General features: G+C 60.0%; 21 protein-coding genes. 6 read left to right on the top strand and 15 right to left on the bottom strand.

What is annotated here, in order from left to right:
* Positions 1–32: 32 nt before the first annotated feature.
* Together LUN51_RS07350 and LUN51_RS07355 are read left to right on the top strand one after the other, a co-directional pair.
* Positions 33–950, top strand: coding sequence for a LysR family transcriptional regulator (locus LUN51_RS07350; protein ID WP_277810739.1), 918 nt, complete (start codon positions 33–35; stop codon positions 948–950).
* Positions 951–1034: 84 nt separating this feature from the next.
* A complete protein-coding gene (locus LUN51_RS07355; protein ID WP_178998661.1) occupies positions 1035–2063 on the top strand; it encodes a hydrolase in 1029 nt (342 codons plus the stop codon).
* A gap of 24 nt (positions 2064–2087) precedes the next feature.
* Here LUN51_RS07355 and msrA read toward each other — a convergent pair whose 3' ends face one another.
* Positions 2088–2723 carry a peptide-methionine (S)-S-oxide reductase MsrA gene (msrA, locus tag LUN51_RS07360; protein ID WP_178998660.1) on the bottom strand — a complete coding sequence of 212 codons (636 nt, stop codon included), beginning with the start codon at positions 2721–2723 and terminating at the stop codon, positions 2088–2090.
* A gap of 14 nt (positions 2724–2737) precedes the next feature.
* On the opposite strand from msrA, the gene LUN51_RS07365 reads away from it, so the two are divergent.
* Positions 2738–3217 (top strand): YchJ family protein, encoded by a 480-nt coding sequence (locus LUN51_RS07365; RefSeq protein ID WP_277810740.1) that lies wholly within the window; start codon positions 2738–2740, stop codon positions 3215–3217.
* On the opposite strand, the gene tamB is transcribed toward LUN51_RS07365, so the two are convergent.
* From tamB to LUN51_RS07380, 3 genes are all read right to left on the bottom strand, one after another.
* Positions 3186–7199 (bottom strand): autotransporter assembly complex protein TamB, encoded by a 4014-nt coding sequence (gene tamB / locus LUN51_RS07370; protein WP_277810741.1) that lies wholly within the window; start codon positions 7197–7199, stop codon positions 3186–3188. The two genes, LUN51_RS07365 and tamB, sit on opposite strands and share 32 nt — an antisense overlap.
* Positions 7163–8989 (bottom strand): autotransporter assembly complex protein TamA, encoded by a 1827-nt coding sequence (gene tamA, locus LUN51_RS07375; RefSeq protein ID WP_277810742.1) that lies wholly within the window; start codon positions 8987–8989, stop codon positions 7163–7165. The genes tamB and tamA overlap by 37 nt, the downstream gene beginning before the upstream one ends.
* 134 nt (positions 8990–9123) lie before the next feature.
* The gene (locus LUN51_RS07380) at positions 9124–9948 is read right to left on the bottom strand and encodes a hypothetical protein (RefSeq protein ID WP_277810743.1); all 825 of its coding nucleotides are present in this window, start codon (positions 9946–9948) and stop codon (positions 9124–9126) included.
* A gap of 156 nt (positions 9949–10104) precedes the next feature.
* Between LUN51_RS07380 and LUN51_RS07385 the strand changes: the two genes are divergently transcribed.
* On the top strand, positions 10105–10686 hold the full coding sequence (locus LUN51_RS07385) for a superoxide dismutase (RefSeq protein WP_277810744.1): 582 nt from the start codon (positions 10105–10107) through the stop codon (positions 10684–10686).
* 70 nt (positions 10687–10756) lie between these two features.
* Here LUN51_RS07385 and LUN51_RS07390 read toward each other — a convergent pair whose 3' ends face one another.
* Complete coding sequence (locus tag LUN51_RS07390) at positions 10757–12049, bottom strand: nucleotide sugar dehydrogenase (protein WP_277810745.1); 1293 nt, start codon at positions 12047–12049, stop codon at positions 10757–10759.
* A gap of 4 nt (positions 12050–12053) precedes the next feature.
* On the bottom strand, positions 12054–12941 hold the full coding sequence (gene galU, locus LUN51_RS07395) for a UTP--glucose-1-phosphate uridylyltransferase GalU (RefSeq protein ID WP_277810746.1): 888 nt from the start codon (positions 12939–12941) through the stop codon (positions 12054–12056).
* A 280-nt stretch (positions 12942–13221) separates the two neighbouring features.
* On the opposite strand from galU, the gene ubiG reads away from it, so the two are divergent.
* Positions 13222–13959, top strand: a complete 738-nt coding sequence (gene ubiG / locus LUN51_RS07400) for a bifunctional 2-polyprenyl-6-hydroxyphenol methylase/3-demethylubiquinol 3-O-methyltransferase UbiG (protein WP_277810747.1) — start codon at positions 13222–13224, stop codon at positions 13957–13959.
* Positions 13956–14645 carry an HAD-IA family hydrolase gene (locus LUN51_RS07405; RefSeq protein ID WP_277810748.1) on the top strand — a complete coding sequence of 230 codons (690 nt, stop codon included), beginning with the start codon at positions 13956–13958 and terminating at the stop codon, positions 14643–14645. The genes ubiG and LUN51_RS07405 overlap by 4 nt, the downstream gene beginning before the upstream one ends.
* Positions 14646–14654: 9 nt before the next feature.
* On the opposite strand, the gene LUN51_RS07410 is transcribed toward LUN51_RS07405, so the two are convergent.
* The 9 genes from LUN51_RS07410 to ruvB are packed head-to-tail and all read right to left on the bottom strand — an operon-like array spanning position 14655 to position 21757.
* On the bottom strand, positions 14655–15434 hold the full coding sequence (locus LUN51_RS07410; RefSeq protein WP_277810749.1) for a YciK family oxidoreductase: 780 nt from the start codon (positions 15432–15434) through the stop codon (positions 14655–14657).
* Between the two features lie 25 nt (positions 15435–15459).
* Positions 15460–16260, bottom strand: coding sequence for a tol-pal system protein YbgF (gene ybgF, locus LUN51_RS07415; RefSeq protein WP_277810750.1), 801 nt, complete (start codon positions 16258–16260; stop codon positions 15460–15462).
* 18 nt (positions 16261–16278) lie between these two features.
* Positions 16279–16812: a peptidoglycan-associated lipoprotein Pal gene (gene pal / locus LUN51_RS07420; protein WP_277810751.1), complete on the bottom strand. Its 534-nt coding sequence runs from the start codon at positions 16810–16812 to the stop codon at positions 16279–16281.
* Positions 16813–16853: 41 nt separating this feature from the next.
* Entirely contained in the window at positions 16854–18146 is a 1293-nt protein-coding gene (tolB, locus tag LUN51_RS07425; protein WP_277810752.1) for a Tol-Pal system beta propeller repeat protein TolB, read from the bottom strand.
* Positions 18146–19120: a cell envelope integrity protein TolA gene (tolA, locus tag LUN51_RS07430; RefSeq protein ID WP_277810753.1), complete on the bottom strand. Its 975-nt coding sequence runs from the start codon at positions 19118–19120 to the stop codon at positions 18146–18148. Before tolA ends, tolB begins: the two co-directional genes overlap by 1 nt.
* 9 nt (positions 19121–19129) lie before the next feature.
* Positions 19130–19570, bottom strand: a complete 441-nt coding sequence (gene tolR, locus LUN51_RS07435) for a protein TolR (RefSeq protein WP_277810754.1) — start codon at positions 19568–19570, stop codon at positions 19130–19132.
* Between the two features lie 10 nt (positions 19571–19580).
* On the bottom strand, positions 19581–20258 hold the full coding sequence (gene tolQ / locus LUN51_RS07440; protein ID WP_431355567.1) for a protein TolQ: 678 nt from the start codon (positions 20256–20258) through the stop codon (positions 19581–19583).
* Positions 20259–20309: 51 nt separating this feature from the next.
* The gene (ybgC, locus tag LUN51_RS07445) at positions 20310–20705 is read right to left on the bottom strand and encodes a tol-pal system-associated acyl-CoA thioesterase (RefSeq protein ID WP_277810756.1); all 396 of its coding nucleotides are present in this window, start codon (positions 20703–20705) and stop codon (positions 20310–20312) included.
* On the bottom strand, positions 20702–21757 hold the full coding sequence (gene ruvB, locus LUN51_RS07450; protein ID WP_277810757.1) for a Holliday junction branch migration DNA helicase RuvB: 1056 nt from the start codon (positions 21755–21757) through the stop codon (positions 20702–20704). The genes ybgC and ruvB overlap by 4 nt, the downstream gene beginning before the upstream one ends.
* Positions 21758–21759 lie beyond the last annotated feature (2 nt).

Raw genomic sequence — 21759 nt, forward strand, 5'->3', positions numbered from 1 at the left:
GCGGCGTTAACGATGATGGATGGCGTCTGACGATGGAAATTCGCTGGCTCGAAGACTTCATCGTGCTGGCCAGGGAGCGCCATTTTTCCCGGGCCGCCGATGCCCAGAACGTGACCCAACCGACCTTCTCGCGTCGTATCAAGCTGCTCGAGGAGGAAATGGGGACCACATTGATCAATCGCCAAACGCTTCCGTTGAGCTTGACGCCCGCCGGCGAGGAGTTTCTAGCGCTGTGCGAGCAGATCACCGAGCGCGTGCGATTGACGCGTGACCGTTTACAGACGATTGCCACCGACGAGGCCAGGCGCATCCTGCTGGCCGCGCCGCAGAGTTTGGTGTCGAACTTCTTGCCTGGTTGGCTCGATCAGAACGCCCTGACGCCGTTGGTATCCCCCTACTTGCGCGCCACGAGCTGGTTGATCGGCGATTACCTGCATGGGCTGGAGCGTGGCGAATGTGATTTGGCGCTATTGTACTGGCCGCGCGGACGGATCGGCCTCGATCTTGAAATGAGCGAGCTTCAATATATGAGTCTGGGCGAAGAGCGACTCGTTCCGGTGAGCGCCCCCGGTAGCGAAGGGCGCCCGCGCTTCTCGTTGCCGGGAATGCGCCGCCAGCCCCAACCGCTGATCGCCTTTCATCCACGAGGGTTGATGGCGGCCGCGCTCGAGGCGCATCTCGGCCGCCAGCCGGATGCCGTCTACCTGAATACGCTCAATGAAAGTGTGCAGGCCACCAATATTCGCGAGCTGGTGGTACAAGGCTACGGGCTTGGATGGCTGCCGCAGCGCAGTGTCACCACCCCGATGGCCAATGGCGAACTGGTGCGCGCTGGCGATGAGCGTTGGGATGTCCCGCTGGATCTGCGCTTGTACGCGCGCAAGGATTCACGTCACCCCGGCTTGCCCGATTTATGGCAACAACTCGAGGCAACGTACGGCAATGCCTGATGAGTACCTGCCAAGCAAGCGCAAAACGTTAGGCATTGTCTGAAAAGTGCCTAAGCTACAGATAGATTCGCAAGAGCCGCACCGATGTCACGCACGCTGTTTTCCGCCGATTTTTGCGCGCCAAGAGGCTTGGGTAATCGCCATGTGCAGACCCTGTTGCCTCGCTTTCTCCCGTTGCCCTCGCTGGCGCGAGAAACGGAAATCATTAACCTACCCGATGGCGACTTCGTCGAGCTTGCCTGGGCCCTGCCGGCCCCCACGCGAGCGGACGCGCCGGTGTTCGTACTGTTTCATGGCTTGGAAGGCTCATTCGACTCCCCGTATGCACGCGAGTTGATGCGTGCGGCGAGTGAGATGGGCTGGCGGGCGGTACTGATGCACTTTCGTGGCTGTGGTCAGGCGCCTAATCGGCTGGCCCGGGCCTATCACTCGGGCGATACGGCGGATGCCTATTGGGTCATTGGGCAGTTGGCGCTACGTTATCCACGCGCCATCAAGGTGGCGGCCGGTGTGTCGTTGGGAGGCAACATGCTTGTCAAGTTAGTCGCCGAGCAAGGCGGTGACGGCCTCGATCTCGCCGGGGCCATTGCCATCAGTGCGCCACTCGATCTGGCGGCCAGCGCCGATGCGCTCAACCGCGGTTTTTCTCGTGTCTATCAGCGTCATCTGCTCCACGCTCTCAAACGCAAGGTCACCACCAAGTTGGCGGCCGGTCCCCTCCCGATCACACTCAGCGCGCGACAGCTCGAGGGCCTGGAGACGTTCTGGGCATACGACAACGCGGTCACAGCTCCCTTGCACGGTTTTCAGTCGGCCAGTGACTATTATCAGCGCGCGTCCGCCGGTCGGCTGTTGGGTGACATAGAATTGCCGACGCTGCTCCTACACGCCGCGGATGATCCCTTCATGCCCGCCGATCTGTTCTCCCGGCTGCCGGCCCCGGCCGATGCCGTACGACTAGAAATCGCCCGCCAGGGTGGGCATGTCGGCTTCGTTGAGTCACGCCAGGGCCGACTCGGCTCCTGGTTGGCACGGCGTGTTGCGTGGCAATTGGAATGCTGGGCCGCGCATCTGGCCCCGCATCACTCGCTGGCGGCGGGGCCCAACGGTTAATGACCCAGCAAGAAATCCAGTGCTTCACGTCACCGGACAGGCCACTCCCGTGCCCTTGAGGCCGCAATATCCCGCCGGATTTTTGGCCAAATACTGCTGGTGATACTCTTCCGCATAGTAGAAGGCTTCGAGCGGTGCCACTTCCGTCGTAACGTGGCCACGGTCCTGCTGGCGCAGGGCCTGGTCGTATTCTTGCCAGCTCTTGTCGACCAGTGGGCGCTGTAGCTCATCCGTGGTGTAGATGACGCTCCGATACTGGCTGCCGATGTCGTTGCCTTGCCGCATGCCTTGCGTCGGGTCGTGCGCCTCCCAGAAAGCACGCAGCAATTCGGGCAGCCCGATTTCGGTAGGATCGAACACGACGTGGACCACCTCGGCGTGTCCGGTATGCCCAGTACACGTTTCCTCGTAGGTCGGGTTGGGCGTATAGCCGCCAGCGTACCCCACGGCTGTTACGTAAACACCTGGCATTTCCCAGAACAGACGCTCTGCACCCCAGAAACAGCCAAGCCCTAGCACGATTTCCTCATGCCCTTCTGGGAATGGCGACAACATCGAGCGGCCGTTGACATAATGAGTGCCGCTGATACGTATGGGCGTATCACGCCCCTCGAGTGCCGTTTCCGGCGTGGGAAGCTCGAGCGATTCTTGTGGCCACATAGGGAAAATCTCGCATGACGATGAGTAAAAAAGCGTTCGACGCCTGCCCCTGCGGGCAGCCGCGGCGCTTCGATGAATGCTGCGCGCCCATTCATGAGGATCCGCGCCGCGCGCGGACACCCGAGGCGCTGATGCGAGCACGCTATAGCGCCTTCGCGCGCGATGCGTACGACGCGTTGATCGCTACCTGGGATCCCGCCACATGCCCTACCCGCGACTCACTGGCCACGAGCATAGCACGCTGGCTTAGGTTGATCGTCCATGACAGTACCCAACAAGGCGAGACAGGCACGGTGACGTTCAGTGCCGATTTCATCGACACCGATGGCTTTCAGCGCCTTACCGAAACCAGCCGCTTTCGGTTCGCCAATCATGCCGATCAGTGGTTCTATGTCGACGGCGACGCTCAGTGGCGTCGCCTCGACATCGGCCGCAATGCCGCGTGTCCTTGCGGCAGTGGCCTCAAGGCGAAGCGCTGCTGCGCCCGAGGCTGAAGGTATAGATCAAATCGATTGCCTGAGCTGCGCCGGATACCGCTTCCAGGTACAGGTTCTGAATCAGACGATAGCGCAGCGTCAGCTCGGCGATGGGGGAGAAAATGCCAACGCCGTAGCCAACTTTCAAGTCATCGAAGACATAGCCGCTGACGACGACCTGACTATCCTCGCCCGAGCCCGAGGTGTCGAGACTTAAATCGTCGACCCCGAATGCCTGGCCGAGTTGGCCCACGGCGCGGCCGCTCTGAGATAGTGAGAGCCCGATCAGCGCCGAGGTCAGCGCCCCATCGCCGCCGTCGTCTCCCGGTGCCCGGCCTCTAAGTAGATAGGAAAGGGCCCGGCTTTCCGACATCGCAGGTTCCGAGAAGATGCTCAGCTGCGGGTTCTCCGCACGGCCTGTGACACGTAACCCAGCAGTCACGTCATCCTCGATGGTGTCGGGATTGCGAATCGCCTCGAACTGCAGACGCGGCTGGGACGCTGGCCCGCTGAACAGAATCTGTCCTTGGCGAATGATCAAGTCCTGTCCGAATGCGGTATAACTGCCATCGACCAAGTTGACATCCCCGAACAGCTGCACGGGGCCACTACCCTGCCGTACTTCGAGTTGGCCTTCTAACTGTGACTCGAGGCCATAGGCTTCCAGGCTCATGTCCGGGCCGAGATGCAGCATGATGCTGATATCCAGTGCCATGCCGGCCTCGGAGAGCGCTTGGGACGTGGCTTCGCCCTGCTCGCTCGATGCTGCGGCTTCTTGCTGGGCGGCATCCTCCTCGCGCGTGATGATGACCTCGTCACTGCTGGGTGCCACTGCGGAAGGCGGAATCTTGCCCACCTCCAGGCGCGCCCAGGGAATATCGACATCGCCACGTACACGCAAGCGATCCGGGGTGGCGTCGACACGCAGGTCTGGAGCGACACGCAACCGTCCAAAATCCGGCAGGCTGACCTGCAGCGGATCGTCTTGTCCCTTGATGCCTAGACGCACCTGCCAGGCCGAGGGATCCTGCCAATTGGCCTCCCCATCCAGATTCAACTGCCCTTTCTCGCCGGCCACGAACCCTTCGATGTCGGCGCGTTGTCCAGCGAAGTCGATGCCCAGGCGAGCATCGCGTATCGCGACGGGGATGGCCGGGCCACGTGCTTTTATATCGTTGGCTGTCAGCTCGCCATTGAGGTCGGGCTGGCGCAATGTCCCCGCGAAGGTAACATCGCCGGCGAGCGACCCTTCGAGGTCGGACAAGCCTTCGACGAGGGCGCGATACGGGGCGAAGGCGATATCGTTGACTTGTAGCCGTCCTTCCAAGGCGGCCTCACCCAGCGGATCGTCGATGCCCAGTGTCAGCACCAATTGTCCGGTGTCGCCCTGATCGAGTGTCAGTCGTGTATCGGCGCGAGATGGCGTGGCATCGAACGTCACCGCGAGGCGGCTGTCTGGCAGTTCCCAGGGGTTGCCACGCGCATCTTCTCCGGTGACGTCCAGTTGGCTATCGATCTGACCTTCGGCATGCCACTGCTGGCCCGCCTGTTGCCAGCTCAGATTGGCCTCACCTTGGGTTTCGCCGTCCACGTGCCAGCCTGACGGTAGCTTGTTGGCAAGCAGGTCCATGGGAATGTCGCGCAAGGCCAGTGAAGCATCGCCGGTATCGGCAGAGAGCCGCGCCTGGTCGACGAGACACGCTTCGCCTCCTTGCTGTCGAACCAGGCAGAACGGCGAGAGTGTCACGCGTTGGGCGGCGATATCAGTATCGAAGCCCAGGGCATCATCGAGCGCGATATCGCCATATTCGGTCGTCAGCTCGAGCGGCGCCAGCGACCCGTGATAGCGCTGAGCGTCTGCGTCGTACTCACCGTCGAGCGTGATGCTCGCCCGAGAGAGTGGCAGGCCGCTTCCCAGTTGAGCATCGAGCTCCAGCGTGTGCTGGGAGAGACGCCCTGCCAATGCGAGGTTCAGAGCGTCGACACGTTGGCCACCGGCTTCGAGTCCTTCGATAGATACGTCGGCCTTCATACGTGGGTCGTCGATCCCTTCGCTATGCGCTTCCAGCGACAAGGACTCGAGCTGTTGCGTCTGGTAGCGCAGCGCCTCGCCGGTCATGTCGAGGTCGAGACGTGGCGACTCGAGGGAACCTTGGGCGTCGAGATCGCCCTGCAAGGCGCCACCGAGACCGGGCCACAGTGTAGAGAGTCGCGGCGCCTCGATACGGCTGCGCAGATCCAAACGCTGCCCGATATTGCCTTCTGCGGTGATGCGGTTATCGCCTTGGCGAAGGTCGAGCTGGTCTATCGCCCATTGCATCTGGCTATTACCACTGAGCTTGGCGTTCAAGCGCAGGGCCCTATCTTGCAAGGTGCCGTCGATGGCCAACTGCGGTATGCGTAGCCGCCAGCCTTGAGGCTGCATATCGAAGCCGACGCGCGCCTGACCGTTAAGTGTTCCGTCCACGGCCTCGGTGAAGGCGCCGATGGGGAGCTGGTCGAGTTGGAGATCGCTTTCCACCGTCAGCGCCGAGGCCCAGTTCACCTGGCCACGACCGCTCAAGGTGCCGCCTTCGGTCTTGAGCGTGAGCGGTTCCCAAGCGAAGTGCGAGGCGTCGCCGCTGCCATCAAGCGTCAATCGGCTTTCGGGAAGGCCGTTGCCACGTGCCGTCAAGTCGAGTACGACTCGATAATCCTCCAGGGAGCCATCGGCGTCGAGGTGGAGCGTATCGAGTCGATAGACTGCCTTGCCTGCGCCCACGTGTTGCGATGCCGACACCGCGGCGGTGTCCAGACGGCTTTGCATGACGAGCTCAGGGGCGGTTGGCGTGCCCGCCAGCGGCCAAGTGATGTCATCGGCATCGAGCGACAGATCGAATGGTAAGGTTGGTGCCAGCGCATCAACCTTGCCCGTCAGCGTGGCCGTGACGGGACCACTGGCGTCAAGATCGAGCGCCAGGTCGGCCAGGGAGCCATCCACCGTCAAGGATGCCCGCTGGCCGGCCACTGGGGCACGCGCGATATGCGTTTCCAGGCGGCCGTGAAGGGGATAATCGCCGGTTAGCGTTGCCTGCAAGGCAAGTTCTGCCTCACCGTCATCGCTGCGCACGTGTAGCCGATGAATGGCGACATCGCTGCCTTCGGTAGATAGTGACAGCGTCGCATGCGTCAGGTTATAGAATGTCGCACCACGCAACTGAAAGCCGTCGACCACCAGGCTCGGGGCGCGAATATCGAGTGGCAAGTCGATCTCGGGCAACGCCAAGCGGCGTTCGGAGTCGGTATCGGATGTTTTACTATCAGCCGCAGACGTTGCGGATCCCTCGACAGAGCTGTCCCCTGCCGCCTGTGAGGCCGCATCGATAGTACCTGCAGGAATGACCGGCGATGCCATCCCTTGGGTCAGGCGCTGCCCTTCACTCATCGGCAGGTAGAGTTGTGCCCCCTCCAGCCGGGTGGGCAGTAATGTAAGGTCGTTACCGGAGACGCGCGCACCGGTGGTGAAGTCATCCCATTGCAGTTGTGTGCCATCGGCCAGGTCGACGCGAACGTCCTCGAGCCCGAGGGCGCGTATCTCGATGGGAAACGGAAACCAAAGTGCGGGCATTCCCCCGCTGGATGATGCTTCAGACTGGGAATCGTCACTAGGATTGCCGGACGCCAATACGATGTGTACGCCCTCGACTTGCAGCCCCTGAAGACAGAGCTTGCCATCCAGCAGACAATCGTCGGCCCAGCTCAGATGCAAGCGCTCGACATCGAGGGTGAGAGGGCCGACATCGAGATGCAGGCCACGTAACGTCAGCGTGTCCAGCGGCGCTCCCTTTACCTCCTCGACCTCGTACCAGCCTCGTGACTGGCCTTGATCGGCTAGCCACGCGGTTCCCCAGGGCGATAAAGCCACCCCGAGCAACAACAACACCAGTCCCAAGAGCCACAGTGGTACGTAAATCAGCGCACGGATCAGAATTCCGGCCCGATGGCGAAGTGCAGACGCCACGCGTCCTCCTCATTATCGAAAGGATGGGCGATATCGAAACGTACGGGCCCCACGGGAGAAATCCACCGCACACCGATACCGGCACCGGTCTTGAGTTCCTCGGGCCACCATTCATTGAAGGCGTTGCCGGTATCGATGAAGGTTGCCCCCCACCAGTTGCCGGTGACCCGACGCTGGTACTCGGCGCTGGCGGTCAACAGGTGCTGGCCACCGAGCAGCTCGCCGTCGTCGTTCTCCGGCGATAAACTCTCGTAGCTGTAGCCGCGCACACTCTGGTCGCCACCGGCGAAGAAACGCAGTGACGGAGGAATCTTGTCGAAGGTATCGGTGGCCATGGCGCCACCGCCGACGCGGCCGACGAAGCGATTGTCCTGCCCCAGTGTGCGAATCCATTGCGAGTCGAACGTGGTACGCAAGAACCGCGCATCGGACCCCCACTTGGGGTCGGAAACCTCCAATGCCAGTCGCTGCCGATCGCCCCACATGGGAAAATTAGGTTGCCGCGTGCGAGTACGTGTCCAACTGATGCCTGGATAAAGCAGCAGGACTTGTTCGTCCTGGTCTGCCTGGGTGAAATCCTCGTACGTGGTACGGAAATAGAGTTCTTGCACCCAGTCATTGTCGAATTCCCAGCGCCGTGCCAACTCGACCGAACTCTCCAGGCTTTGCGTGTCCTCGTTGTCGAGTTTACGCAGGCCATAGCCGAGACGGTAACTATCACGCAGCGGGTCTGCCAGCGGCATTAGATACTCACCGTCGAAGCGCTGCTCGGGACCCGAGAGATACAAGGCATTCGAGAGGCTGTGGCCACGATCATTGAGCCAGGGCATGTCCCAACTGAATTGAACGCGTGGCCCCACATCGGTGGCATAGCCGATCCCGGTTTCGAACTGATGACGATCGGCGGGAATGACATCGACGTCGACCGGCACGTCGGTGCGCTGCTGGCCATGAAGTTGGCGCACGGCGGCAAGGCCTGGACCACTCGTTAAGGGAGGCCTACGCCCGGTGGCTTCTTGCCACCATTGTCCGGTATTCGCGCCACGCCCGCCGCTGTCGATACGTGGACGCACGGCAATGCCGCGAAACCAGTCGGTTTCCCCCAGGCGCTGGTTGTACTCGGCCAGCTGCCCAGCCAGGTAGGGAGAGCCGTCCTCAAATGGCAGCATGCGACGCAGACGGTCTTCTTCGATCTGGCTACCCGAAAAACGAATGTCACCGAAATGGTAACGCGGCCCGCTGTTCATCCTCAGGAAAATACGGGCACTGGCTTCCCAGGGGCGCACTTCCATACGCCGTTGAGTAAAGCCGGCATCGAAATAGCCGCGCTCGAGCGCCAACGTGGAAAAGCGGCTCTTGGCGCTTTCGTAACGATCATGGCGTAATGCATCGCCTTCCTTGAGCGCCACTTGATCGAGTGCACGCTGGAAGGCGCTGTCATCGTGGGCCTCGCCATCGATGCCCACATCGAGCTGGGTGATATGCGTCTGTGGTCCGGGGTCGATGGTGATGACGGTATCGGCATCGAACGTTCCGTCGGGATACGCCGTTTCGATCTGGGGCGAGTAATAACCGAAGGCACGCAATGCCCGCTGGGTGCGATCGCGAACCTCACTGTCCAGGCGTTCCTCGCTGATATTCTGGGTATCGACCGCGCGCAGGAAGGTGACGACATTTTCGGCGGCGGGGCCTTCGAGCCCCTCGACGGACGCGTCCAGCGCATAGGCGCCGGATGTGACGATACTCAATGCCGCTCCCCACAGGATGCGCCGTGTCATGGAGTGGCGCATCGACATCAGCCTCCACAGCGTTGCTGATCCACAACGTCCCCCATTGACGGGGCGATAAAACCCGGGCATTGATCTCGGCTGATTTGCAATGACTCAATCCTTGTCGTGAGATCACGTGGTTAGTTGAAGCGGCATTACTGAGAAGCGGAAAGCGCTTCCACATTGGCATTGAGAGCCAATTGTCCCTGGCGAAGTTCCCGCAGATCGTCCTGAATGCTGGCGACCTCATTGGCGACGTCATCGTGATCGCCGGATAATGACGCGAGGCGCGCGCTCAGATCGTCGAGGTTCTCTTGTAGGTCGTCAAGCGTTTTGCCACGGGTCTGACGTGCGTCGGTCAGCTCCTCGAGACGCTGTGACAGCGAGTCGAGCCCACCGCCCTGCTCTTCCTGGCGTGAGGAGAGCGACTCCAAGCGTGACGACAAGATGGCGCGTGCATCCTCTCCGGTGCTTTCCAGGGACTTGAGCGCGGATTGCTGGGCAGCGATGAGCGTTTGCTGCGTGTCTTGCGTCTCGCGCAATTCCTCCAGGGCGTTGCCCGAACCTGAATCTTCCTCCAGTTCGCTTACCTTGTTTTCCAGATTGCCGATCACGGCGCGGGAGGAGTCCAACTCGGAGCGCAGCCGGTCCAGTTCATCGCGTAGGCTGTCGCCGGAGGCATCCAGCGAGCTACCCGTAGCGTCGAGGCGGTCGGTCAAGGCGTTTTGCCGTGCTTCGAGGTTGGAAAGTCGCACCTGCCAGGCTTGACGATCTTGCCAATAAACGCTTGTGACCCCCGCCAGGGCGACGATGAGAAGTAACGTCAGGCACCACAGTGGCCAGACGCGTGAGCGCCGACGCCGCGTACCGTTGCTGGTACGGCGTGGACGGCTTTCGAGGCGTCCCTCGGCAATGGGATCGGTATCGCGCTCGGGCACGATGCGCGGCTCCTGACGTGTTCCTTCCGGTCGTTCAGACATGCTCGGCTCTCGTCTCGACTACGTTATTTATCAATACCCTGGCGCATCACACGAGTGTGGCGAAATTGGCGCTAACCGGGGCCGGTGCTAAGATACCGGTCGCCGTTGAGAACGCAGATGCTTGGTATTGTAAGGTTTTTAAGTGAGGAGAACATCATGGCATTCGAACTGCCCGCCCTGCCGTATGAGAAAAACGCACTCGAACCGCATATCTCCGCCGAAACACTCGAGTATCATTACGGTAAGCACCACCAAGCCTACGTGAGCAAGCTCAATGAGCTGACCCTGGGCACCGCCGACGAAGACAAGTCACTCGAAGAGATCATTCAATCGGCTTCCGGTGCCATGTTCAATCAGGCGGCTCAGGTATGGAACCATACTTTCTACTGGCACTGTCTGTCTCCGCAGGGTGGCGGCGAACCCAAGGGCGCGTTAGGCGATGCGATCAAAGCGGCGTTCGGTTCCTTCGAGCAGTTCAAGGAGGCGTTCAATGCCAAAGCGGTGAGTAATTTCGGCTCTGGCTGGACCTGGTTGATCAAGACCTCCGACGGCGGCGTGGACATCAGCAACACAGACGATGCCGACTGCCCCATCGCGCACGGTCAAACGCCTCTGCTGACCATCGATGTCTGGGAGCATGCCTACTACATCGATTATCGCAATGCGCGTCCAAAATACCTGGACGCCGTGTGGAACGTCATCAACTGGGACTTCATCGCCCAGAACTTCAATGATTGATCGCCTCTCGAAATAAGCGGTGACATCGACGCGTATCATGCACGCCCCGCCTCGACGGGGCGTGTGTCGTTCAGGCGTTGGTCGGATCCGCTCGCCGACCGATACCACGATAGATCAAGCCACGTGCCGCGACATAGTCGGGATCGAAGATATTGCGGCCATCAAGAATCAGTGGCGTGGCCATGAGCTCGCTTAGCCGGCGCCAATTGGGATTCCAGTAGCATTTCCATTCGGTGACCAGCATCAGAGCATCCGCTCCCTCGCAAGCAGCGTAGAAGTCATCGTCGCAAAAGCGTACGCGAGAATGCTGCTCGTAGAGATCCCGCAGTGCCGGCAACGCCTCGGGGTCGTGAACGCTGACGTTGACCCCTTGCGCCAACAGCGCATCGATCAAGGTGAGCACCGGCGCTTGATCGATGCGAGTAGTCCCCGGCTTGAACGCCGCTCCCCAGATTGCAACGCGCCGCTCGAAAAGCTGGCCATGGAAGTGGTGCCAGAATTTGCGGAACAGCGTCTCCTTTTTCTGCTCGTTGATGTCGAGAACATGCTCGAGCAGCAACGATTCGCGACCGGAGGCATGCTGGACATCGGCCAGGCGCATGAGATCACGCGAAAAACTGGGTCCGCCAAAACCACAGCCGGGATACAGGTACTCGAAACCGATACGGCTATCGGCACCCATGCCCAAGCGGACGTGTTCGACATCGACATCCAACGAGTCGGCCAGGCCCGCTAGCTCATTCATGTAGCTTATGCGTGTCGCCAACATCCCGATGATCGCCAGCTTGGCGAGCTCCGCAGCGCGGCGCGGCATGAGCTGGAACACATCTTGGCGACGGTTGAAGGCGCGTAGCAGCTCGCGTACCTGCGCGGTGGCCTGGCTATCTTCGCTACCCAGCAACCAGCGTGCCGGGCGGGTAAAGGTCTCCCAGGCACGGCCTTCTTCCAGCATGTCCGGCAAGGCGACGGCTGATTGGTCGGCGTGGCCGAGCAACGCCTCGAGGCGTTCGGTGTGGCCGACCGGAAACGTCGAATTATTGACGATCACCAGCGGGTGGCTTTGCGCTGCGGGAATATCGGCGACATAGGCCTCGGCAGCTTCACGTTGGTCCGGGGCCAACGCCAGCCAATGAATCTCGACATCTTCCCGTGTGGGCGTATCGGTCAGGCGTAGCAGACCCGAACGACACCCCGCATCGATCTGGGACTTGAGTCCCGGTTCGCGAAGCAGCCATTCGGCGTGTTCCAGACGTTGCCAGGGCACCTCGGGATGCGGGTACCAGTCGACCTGATGCCCCACCGAGGAAAGCGCCGCTGCCGCCACGGCCGCCGATAGCTCGCTTCCATACACGTTCACGCGCATGGTATCAGCCCTCGTTTGCGTAACGGCTCAACAGGGAGCGGAATCCTTCACCATACTGGGGATGGCGCTTGGCGAGTGCCAGCGTGGCTTCCAGGTAGCCTAGTTGGTGCCCGCAATCGTAGGTATTGCCGCGCATGCGATACGCTTCGGCGCCCTGCTGCTGGCGCAGCGTCTCGAGGGCGTCAGTAAGCTGGATCTCATTCCCCGCCCCGGGCTTGGTTTCGGCCAGCAGCGGGAAGATAGCCGCCGGCAGCAAATAACGTCCGATCACCGCCAGGCTGGAAGGTGCCTCTTCCACCTTGGGTTTTTCGACCATGCCCGTCAGCGGTGCACTGTCGCCAGGGGCCGGTGCCTCGCCCTCGAGCGCGACGATCCCATACTTGTGGGTCATGTCTTGTGGCACATTTTCGACCATGATCTGTGCTTGGCCGCTCTTGTCATAAGCTTCGATCATGCCGGCTAGGTCGTTCTGCGGTAGCTCGCCAGCATCTACCAGCACATCGGGAAGCAGTACGGCAAAGGGATCGTCACCAATCACTGCCTGCGCACACAGTACGGCATGCCCAAGCCCCAGTGCGACCGGTTGGCGTACGGCGATGATGCTCACATCCTCGGGGACGATGTTGCGCACTTCCGCGAGCAATTCATCCTTGCCCTTGGCCTCGAGCATCGCCTCGAGCTCGAAGTTCTTGTCGAAATGGTTCTCGATGGCACTCTTGCTGGAGTGCGTCACCAGCACTATTTCCTTGATGCCGGCGGCCACTGCCTCTTCGACGACGTACTGAATGACCGGCTTGTCGACGATAGTGATCATTTCTTTGGGAATGGCCTTGGAGGCTGGTAGGCAACGTGTGCCGAGCCCAGCAACGGGGAGTACGGCCTTCTTGATCATGAGGAATCCTTCCTTAGCGTTCTAGGGTCGAGTGTCGGCAGTATGCCATAGTGAAAAGCGCGTCGGCGCCAACGATTCGGCATTCCTTTGATGGTATTCAGGCAAAGAGGTTCGCACTGTCTAGCAGTGTAGAGGTTGGCAGAATCCGCCCCTCAACATCCGTGCGTAACATTGTAGAATGTGCATTATTGGCGTGCCGGCACGTGACGACACATAAAGACATAGATTTCGATACGTATGCCGCGGCATCGGTTCGATCATTTCTCCAAGAGGAAACCCCATGAGCGAGACGTTCGGTAACAATGTGGATCACGCCGAGATCGCCAAGTTCGAAGCGCTTGCCAGCCGCTGGTGGGATCCTGAAAGCGAGTTCAAGCCGCTGCATGAGATTAATCCACTGCGCCTTAATTTCATCGATGAGCAGGCCAACCTGGCGGGCAAGACCGCCATCGATGTGGGATGTGGTGGCGGTATCCTTAGCGAAGCGATGGCCCATCGCGGCGCTCGGGTCACGGGCATCGACATGGGCGAAGCGCCGCTTGCCGTCGCGCGTCTGCACCAGCAGGAAAGCGAGGTGACGGTCGATTACCGTCAGATCAGCGCCGAAGAAATGGCGGCTCAGCACCCCGGTGAGTTCGATGTTGTCACCTGTCTGGAAATGCTCGAGCATGTTCCCGATCCGGCGGCGGTCGTGCGGGCATGCGCGACCTTGGTCAAGCCCGGTGGCCACTTGTTCTTCTCGACCATCAACCGCAATCCCAAGGCGTATATGTTCGCCATTCTAGGCGCCGAGTACGTGTTGCAGCTATTGCCTCGCGGGACGCACACCTACAACAAGTTCATTCGCCCGGCGGAGTTATCGGCCTGGTGCCGTGACGCCGGGTTACGCGTGCGTCGTCAGACCGGACTGACCTACAACCCCGTGACCAAGCGCTATCGCCTGGTAGCCAACGATGTGTCCGTGAATTACATGATGCACTGCACGCCGGAATGGACAGGCACTGGAGAGACACCATGAGTCACGCCCGACCGGCGGCGTTGCTTTTTGATCTCGACGGCACGCTCGTCGACACGGCGCCTGATCTGGCGCAAGCTACTAATGCTTTAAGAACACATCACGGACTCGCACCATTGCCTTATGAGGCTATCCGTGCCCAAGTGTCGAACGGCGGCAGCGCCCTAGTGGAACTGGCGTTGGGGTTGGCCCCCTCGCATGCCGACCACGGCGAGGCGAGGCGCTTTCTGCTTGAGGTCTACGGGCGCGATGTGGCGCGGCACAGCCACGTGTTTCCCGGGCTGGAGCCATTGCTGAAAGCATGGGACAGCGCACATCGCCCCTGGGGGATCGTGACCAACAAACCGCGTGTCTATGCTGCGCCGCTGGTCGAAGCACTGAATCTGACGCACGGCGTATTGCTAGCTGCAGATGACTTACCGCTCAAGAAGCCCGACCCGGCGCCGCTACTCGAGGCGGCGCGGCGTTTGGGCATTGCCCCCAGCGATTGCTGGTACATCGGTGACCATCTACGTGACATGCAGGCGGCTCGGGCGGCAGGCATGCAGGCCGTCGCGGTACGATATGGTTATATCGGCGACGAGGAAGCCCCGGACACCTGGCCGGTGGACCGTTGGTTTGAAACGCCGGAAAGTTTGACGCAGGCGCTTTGGCCCGGCGAACCCGGTATACCTGTGCACTCTGGCTGACGACACCACCTACGTAGAAGCAGACGCCACATTCTTGGGCGGCTGGGCGTCGAATGCCTGGCCTGTACGTCCCTGGCTGGCGGGCCCCATCAACCATAAATAAGTCGGCATGATATCTAGCGGTGTGCGCAATGTCGCCGGATCCTCGTCAGGATAAGCCCCTTGTCGCATGGCCGTGCGCGTCGCCCCAGGGTTGAGGGTGTTCACACGTACCGACGAAGTTGGCTCGAGTTCATCGGCCAGAACCTGCATGAAGCCTTCCGTCGCGAATTTCGAAACCGAGTAAGCACCCCAGCGTGCGCGGCCCTTACGCCCGACGCTCGAGGAAGTCAGCACCACCGAGGCATCGCGGGATGCCTCGAGCAATGGCAGCAACGCCTGCGTCATCCAGACCGGACCGGTGACATTGACCTGCATCACCCGTTCCCAGAGTTCCGGGTCATAGTGCGCGAAAGGCGTCAATTCCCCAAGCAGGCCGGCGTTGTGCAGGAGACCGTCGAGACGTCCGAACTCACGTTCCAGTGTCTCGGCTAAATCACGATATTCCTTGAGTGTCGCCCCCTCGAAGTTGAGAGGGAAAATCGCGGGTTGCGGTCCACCGGCGGTTTCGATCTCATCGTAGACCGTTTCGAGCTTGGTTAGCGTACGCCCAACCAGTACCAGCGTGGCGCCATGCTCGGCAAAAGAGCGTGCGGCGGCACGCCCGATGCCCGACCCCGCGCCGGTCACGAGGACAACACGGCCCTCTAGCAGGTTCGCTGGCGGGTGATAATCGATATGACATTCCATGACGACCCCTATCGTGCAGCATCAATTAGCCTGACTGGTTAAGGAAATCCTCGGCCATGTCAGCCGCGTTGCTATCAGGATAGTCGTCGCGGACGCGCTCGAGGAGCTGTGTGCTTTCATCGGGATGGCCTTGGCGTGCTTTTAGCAATCCCAGCTTGTAGAGAGCATCCGCGACCTTGTTGCTGTTGGGATAGTCATTGATGACCGTCAGGAAAGACTCAGCGGCCGCATCCAACTGTGATTGCGCGGAATACAACTCGCCTAGCCAATAGTGCGCATTGGGGCGTAAATCGGAATTCGGGTAGTCGCTAATGAAACCTTCGAAGGCCTGGATTGCCTGATCGAACTGACGCGCCTGCACCTTCTTGAAAGCCGCCTGATAATCTTCGCGTCCTTGGTCTCCTGACGTGCCCTCTTGAGTGCTACCTGTTTGCGATTCGTTGGCACCAGCATTACCGGTGACCGACTCGGCGACATCGCTATCGACCCCCGAAGGATCTCGAGAGGAATCAGCGCGCGACGCCATATCATTGATGCGCTTTTCAAGGTCCAGGAAACGCTCTTGCGAAAGTTTCTTCTGCTGTTCGAGCTGGTAGCGCAGCTCCTCGAGCTGACCACGCAGTTGCTTAATCTCGCGCTGGCTGTCCTGCAACTGATTGAACAAGGCCAGATTGCCGCCACCACCGCCCGACTCTTCACGCACGGCGGTCTGGCTATAGATGCTGTTGGACTGGTCGGTCAAGTCATCGACCGAGGGTTGAGCCCATACGGACAGCGGGAGTACCAAGGCTCCCGCGCCGCACAGTCTTTTCAGACCGTGTTTCATACCTGACTCCGGCGACGTTTAGTAGGAAAAGACGACGCGGCGATTCTGGGCGTACGACTCTTCATCGTGGCCACGTGCCGCAGGACGCTCTTCACCGTAGCTGACAATTTCGACTTGTGACGACGAAACGCCTTCCACGTTCAGATATTGTTCGACGGCTTGCGCACGACGTTCACCCAAGCCCAGGTTGTACTCGCGGGTGCCACGCTCGTCGGCATGCCCTTCCAGGACGACATCGGTGTTGGGGTGGTTCTTGAGATAGCGAGCATGCGCTTCGAGTACCGACTCGAATTCCGGACGAATGGTGTCGCGGTCGAAAGCGAAGTAGATGGTGCGCTCTTCGGGGATGGCGTTGCGGTCGCTCATCTCGCTGCCAGAGGTGCCTTGTCCACTTTCCATGCCTTGGCTGGAGGCGGAACCTGAACCAGTGGCGCCGGTTCCAGACGTACCATCCATGCTGCCATCTTGGGTGCCACCAGTGCTGGAACAACCCGCGAGGACGGCAAGTGAAATGGCGACGGCGAGGCCTTGGGCATATGGTTTGAATTGCATTGTTTTCTCCTTGCTTGGAAGTCGAATGACTCTATCGCGGTTTAGTCTAAAAAGGGTGACCATGCAGGTTCACGCACGTCCCCTTGCGGTGATGGCAGCCTAAAGGAAGCACTGCCATCGTCCGATACGGCCCCCAATACACCGCGGGTCCCTTCTTGCGTGGCGAAGATTACCATGGTGCCATTCGGTGCGACACTGGGGGATTCATCCCAGTTGGAATCGGTGAGGACCGTCATGCGATCGGTATCCAGATCCTGACGAGCAATGTGGAAACCGTCGTCGTCGCGGGTCACCATAAATATCGCATCACCTTCCGGATTGAAACGGCCACGTGAATTATAGTTGCCGGTGAAGGTGATCCGCTGGACTTGCTCATCACCCAAGTTGTAACGATAGATCTGGGGATTGCCGCTACGGTCGGAAGTGAAAATCAGGCTACGGCCGTCCGGCGCCCACTCGGGTTCGGTGTCGATCGCATCGCTATGTGTCAGGCGCGTGAGATTCCGCGAGCCTAAATCCATGACGTAGATCTCCGGCTGGCCATCCTTGGAAAGCGACATTGCCAACTTGCGTCCATCCGGTGACCACGCCGGTGCACCGTTGATTCCTTCGAAGGAGGTCAGCTGGATACGCTGCCCTGTCGAAAGGTTCTGGACATAGATGGAGGGCCGCCCCGTCTCGAACGAGACATAGGCCAGCTTGCGACCGTCCGGTGACCACGCCGGTGACATGATGGGCTCATCTGAGGAGAGAATCTCTTGGTTGTTGTGCCCGTCGGAATCGGCGATGTTCAAAGTATATTTGATGTTGTCATCGACGCCATTGGCCGTGACATAGGCGATGCTCGTAGAGAAAGCGCCACGAATTCCGGTGATCTCTTCAAAGATCTGATCGCTGATATAGTGCGCGCTGTCGCGCAGTTGATCCCGGCTGGCGGTTACGACCTCGCCGAGCATACGGTCTTCGCCATTAACGTCGAGAAGCTCATACTGAATGCGGTACTGGCCATTCTGGCCTTGGTTCTCGACCTTGCCCACCACCAGGTAGTCGCTATTCAACTGCTGCCAATCTTGATAGTAAACATCATCACTGCTACTGGGCCGGGAAATCAGCGAATCTCGCGACAATGGTTTGAAACGACCGCTGCGCTCCAGGTCGTTGCCGACGATACGCGAGATCTCTTGCGGTAGTTTATCCCCTCCTTCCATCGGCACGATGGCAATGGGGATAGCCTGATCGCTGCCCTTGGTGATTTCAATGGTCAACTCGGCATGCGCCATGCCGGCACACAACATCATCAGCAGCGCGGCTGTCCAAAGCTTGAATCGTTTCATCAGCGGATGTCCTCTGGGTTGAAGTCCAGATTGAATTCACGGAACTGACCTTTTACCGAAGCGTCGAGTTCGCGCATCTCACGGAATGGCGCCGCCTTTTCGACGGCATTGATCACGGAATGGTCGAAAGTGGAATTGCCACTGCTTTGAGTGATCGTGGCGCTTACCAGTTCGCCAGTGGGCAGTAACTGGATTCGCACGATGGCGCGTAATTCCGAAGAGGCACTGGAAGGTACATTCCAACTTTGTTCGACGTATCGGCGAACCAGGTTCTTGAAGCCATTGGCAGCTTCGCTGGCCTGTCTGGCGTTAGCAATGGATTGTTCTTCATCACTGATCATGCTGTCCAGTGATGAGTTATTGGCCTGAGCTGCCCTTTCGGCGAGCTCTTGCTGGCGCTTCCGCTCGGCCTCTGCTTGACGCTTCCTTTCAGCTTCGGCTTCTGCCTGACGCTTCCGCTCGGCTTCGGCTTCTGCCTGGCGTTTCCGCTCAGCTTCGGCTTCTGCCTGGCGTTTCCGCTCAGCTTCGGCTTCTGCCTGGCGTTTCCGCTCGGCTTCGGCTTCTGCCTGGCGCTTCAGTTCTGCCTCGGCTTCGGCTCGCTGTTCTGCTGCGCGTTGCGCTTCTTCCTGCAAGCGCTGCGCCTCGGCTTTGGCTTCTTCCAATGCGCTATCCGTTACCTCGGCGTCGCTATCGGACGCTAGCTCCTCGGGCGATTCTGAAGGTGCCGATTCTTCGGGTTCCGGCGCATCCTCTTCTTCTGGCTGGGAAGCGGGCGGAGTGGAATCTTCGGTCTGCTGGGGCTGGTCCGTCGCCGTTTCAGCGCGGACGAGCGTCGCCTGGACTACCGATGAAGAAGTTGGGTCGGACTCGCTTTCAGGCCACTTGATGATGGTGAGCATCAGCGCCACAATATGCACGCCAATGGCCAGCAACACCGGCCAGCCATAGCCTACACGGCGTTCACGTTTCGCCATGTCGATGCCTCACTCTTCACCGCCGGAAGGGGGTTCGGAAATCAGTCCGACATTGCCCACTCCCGAACCTTGCAGCGTACTCATCAACGTCACGATCTGGCCGTAGGCGACATTACGATCGCCACGCACCATGACTGGTGTGTTCGCATTGCGGCTCAGCATGGCCTTGACCTTTTCCCCGAGTTCATCGAGGGCGACGGGGGTCTCTTCGTCTCCCAGAGAAATGTAATACTGCCCTTCACGGTCCACCGACACGATCAGTGGTTCTTGCTCCTCGGTATCGATGGGATCGGACGACACCTGTGGTAGTTCGACATCGACCCCCTGATTGAGCATGGGGGCGGTGATCATGAAGATCACCAACAGCACCAGCATCACATCGATGAACGGCACGACATTGATCTCGCCCATCGGCTTGCGCCGCTGGCGATGATGATAAGATCCGTACATGCTTCCTCCCTCAGGATGCCTCGCGTTCGCTGCGCCCCTGCAGGTTACGGTGCAGGATGGCGTGGAATTCCTCGGCGAAGTTTTCATATTTGCCGAGCAAGCGTCCCGCATGGGCGGATAGTCGGTTGTAGAAGATCACAGCGGGAATAGCGGCAAACAGCCCCATGGCCGTGGCGACCAATGCCTCCGCGATCCAGGGCGCGACGGTGGACAGCGTCGCCTGCTGAGCCATCGACAAACTTTGGAATGACCCCATGATGCCCCATACGGTACCGAACAGGCCGATGTAAGGGCTTGCCGAAGCGACCGTGGCGAGGAAAGTGAGGTGCAGCTGGAGGCGGTCTTCTTCACGTGAAAGCGCGACGCGCTGACCACGTTGCACGCCTTCGAGCACCGCATCGGTACTGTGGGTCTTGGGCATTAGACGATTGAATTCGCGAAAACCGGAGCGAAAAACGTGCTCCGCACCGCGGGATTCTTGTTCAGCGGGCAGGTCGCGATAGAGCTCGTTGAGATCGACGCCGGACCAGAAGTGATCTTCGAAATCTCGATACGCCTTTTCGGCGCGACGCAGCGCGATGCTGCGCTGGAAAATTATGATCCATGAGGCTATTGAGGCAGCCAGGAGCAGGAGCATGACCAGTTGAACGATCAGGCTAGCGTTCATGATCAGATGCGGAATGGACATGGAGTCGTTCACGGCAGTCCTCGTGTCGCTTGAGAGTTCGTTTCGCTTGGTTTATCCGTGCATTAGCGGCTGCAGCGCATCCGGCCAACGCAAAGGTTTAAGCCGAGAAGCATCGAGGCAGACGATGTCTACCCGGGCCTCGCACAGTCGTTCCCCGCGACGTGTCACTGTCTGGGCGAAGGTCGCGCGGCAGGCAGTTGAGTCGACGACGTCCGCCGAGATGTGCAGCTCGTCGTCGAGGTGGGCGGGTTTGGCATAACGGCATTCCAATTGATGCACGACTAGTTGGATACCCTGTGCGAGCAAGTCGCGCTGGGTTAGGCCGTGGTGGTTTAGCCACTCGCTGCGTGCCCGCTCCATGTATTTTAGATAGTTGACATAATAGACGATGCCGCCGGCGTCGGTGTCTTCGATGTAAACCTTGAGCGTATGCGTGAAACCGCTCATCCATCACCCTCCTGTCGCTTTTCATCAAGCGATGACGCTACGACAACGGCATCGGTCGGCGTCAGGCCGAAGTGTTCGTAAGCCAGACGTGTGACCACACGTCCACGCGCGGTGCGCATCATGAACCCCTGTTGGATCAGGTACGGTTCTAGGACATCCTCGATCGTGTCGCGTTCCTCGCTGATAGCGGCCGCCAGGCTGTCGACGCCGACCGGGCCGCCATCGAACTTCTCGATCATCGCCATCAATAGGCGTCGGTCCATGTGATCAAGCCCATGGCGGTCGACATGCAGCATGTTGAGAGCTTGATCGGCAATTTCTTCGTTCAGGCGACCATCACCACGCACTTCGGCGAAGTCGCGCACGCGCCGAAGCAGACGGTTGGCGATACGCGGTGTGCCGCGCGCGCGGCGGGCAATTTCGGCCGCACCTTCACGGTCGGCCTCGACCCCCAACAAATGCGCCGAACGCACTACGATCTCGGTCAATTCGTCGACCGCATAGAATTCCAGCCGTTGCACGATACCGAAACGATCACGCAGCGGCGATGTGAGCAGTCCCGCACGCGTGGTAGCGCCCACCAGGGTGAAAGCAGGCAAGTCGAGTTTGATGGAACGCGCGGCGGGGCCTTCGCCGATCATGATATCGAGCTGATAATCCTCCATCGCCGGATACAGCACCTCTTCCACCGAGGCGGGAAGGCGATGGATCTCGTCGATGAACAGCACATCACCGGCTTGCAGATTGGTGAGCATGGCAGCGAGGTCGCCGGCGCGCTCGAGTACGGGGCCGGAAGTCGATTTGATATCGACCTCCATCTCGGCGGCGATGATATTGGCCAACGTGGTCTTGCCAAGGCCAGGCGGCCCGAAGATCAGGGTATGATCGAGGCTATCGCTGCGCTGACGGGCCGCGCTGATGAAGATATCCATCTGCTCGCGTACGCGGGGCTGACCGATGTATTCGGTAAGCCGCTGCGGACGGATGGCATGATCCACGTGCACCTCGCTTCCCTGAGGTTGCGCCGCGATTAGACGGTCGGTATCGATCATTC

This window comes from Chromohalobacter canadensis, assembly GCF_029544075.1.
Taxonomy (GTDB): Bacteria; Pseudomonadota; Gammaproteobacteria; order Pseudomonadales; family Halomonadaceae; genus Chromohalobacter; species Chromohalobacter canadensis_A.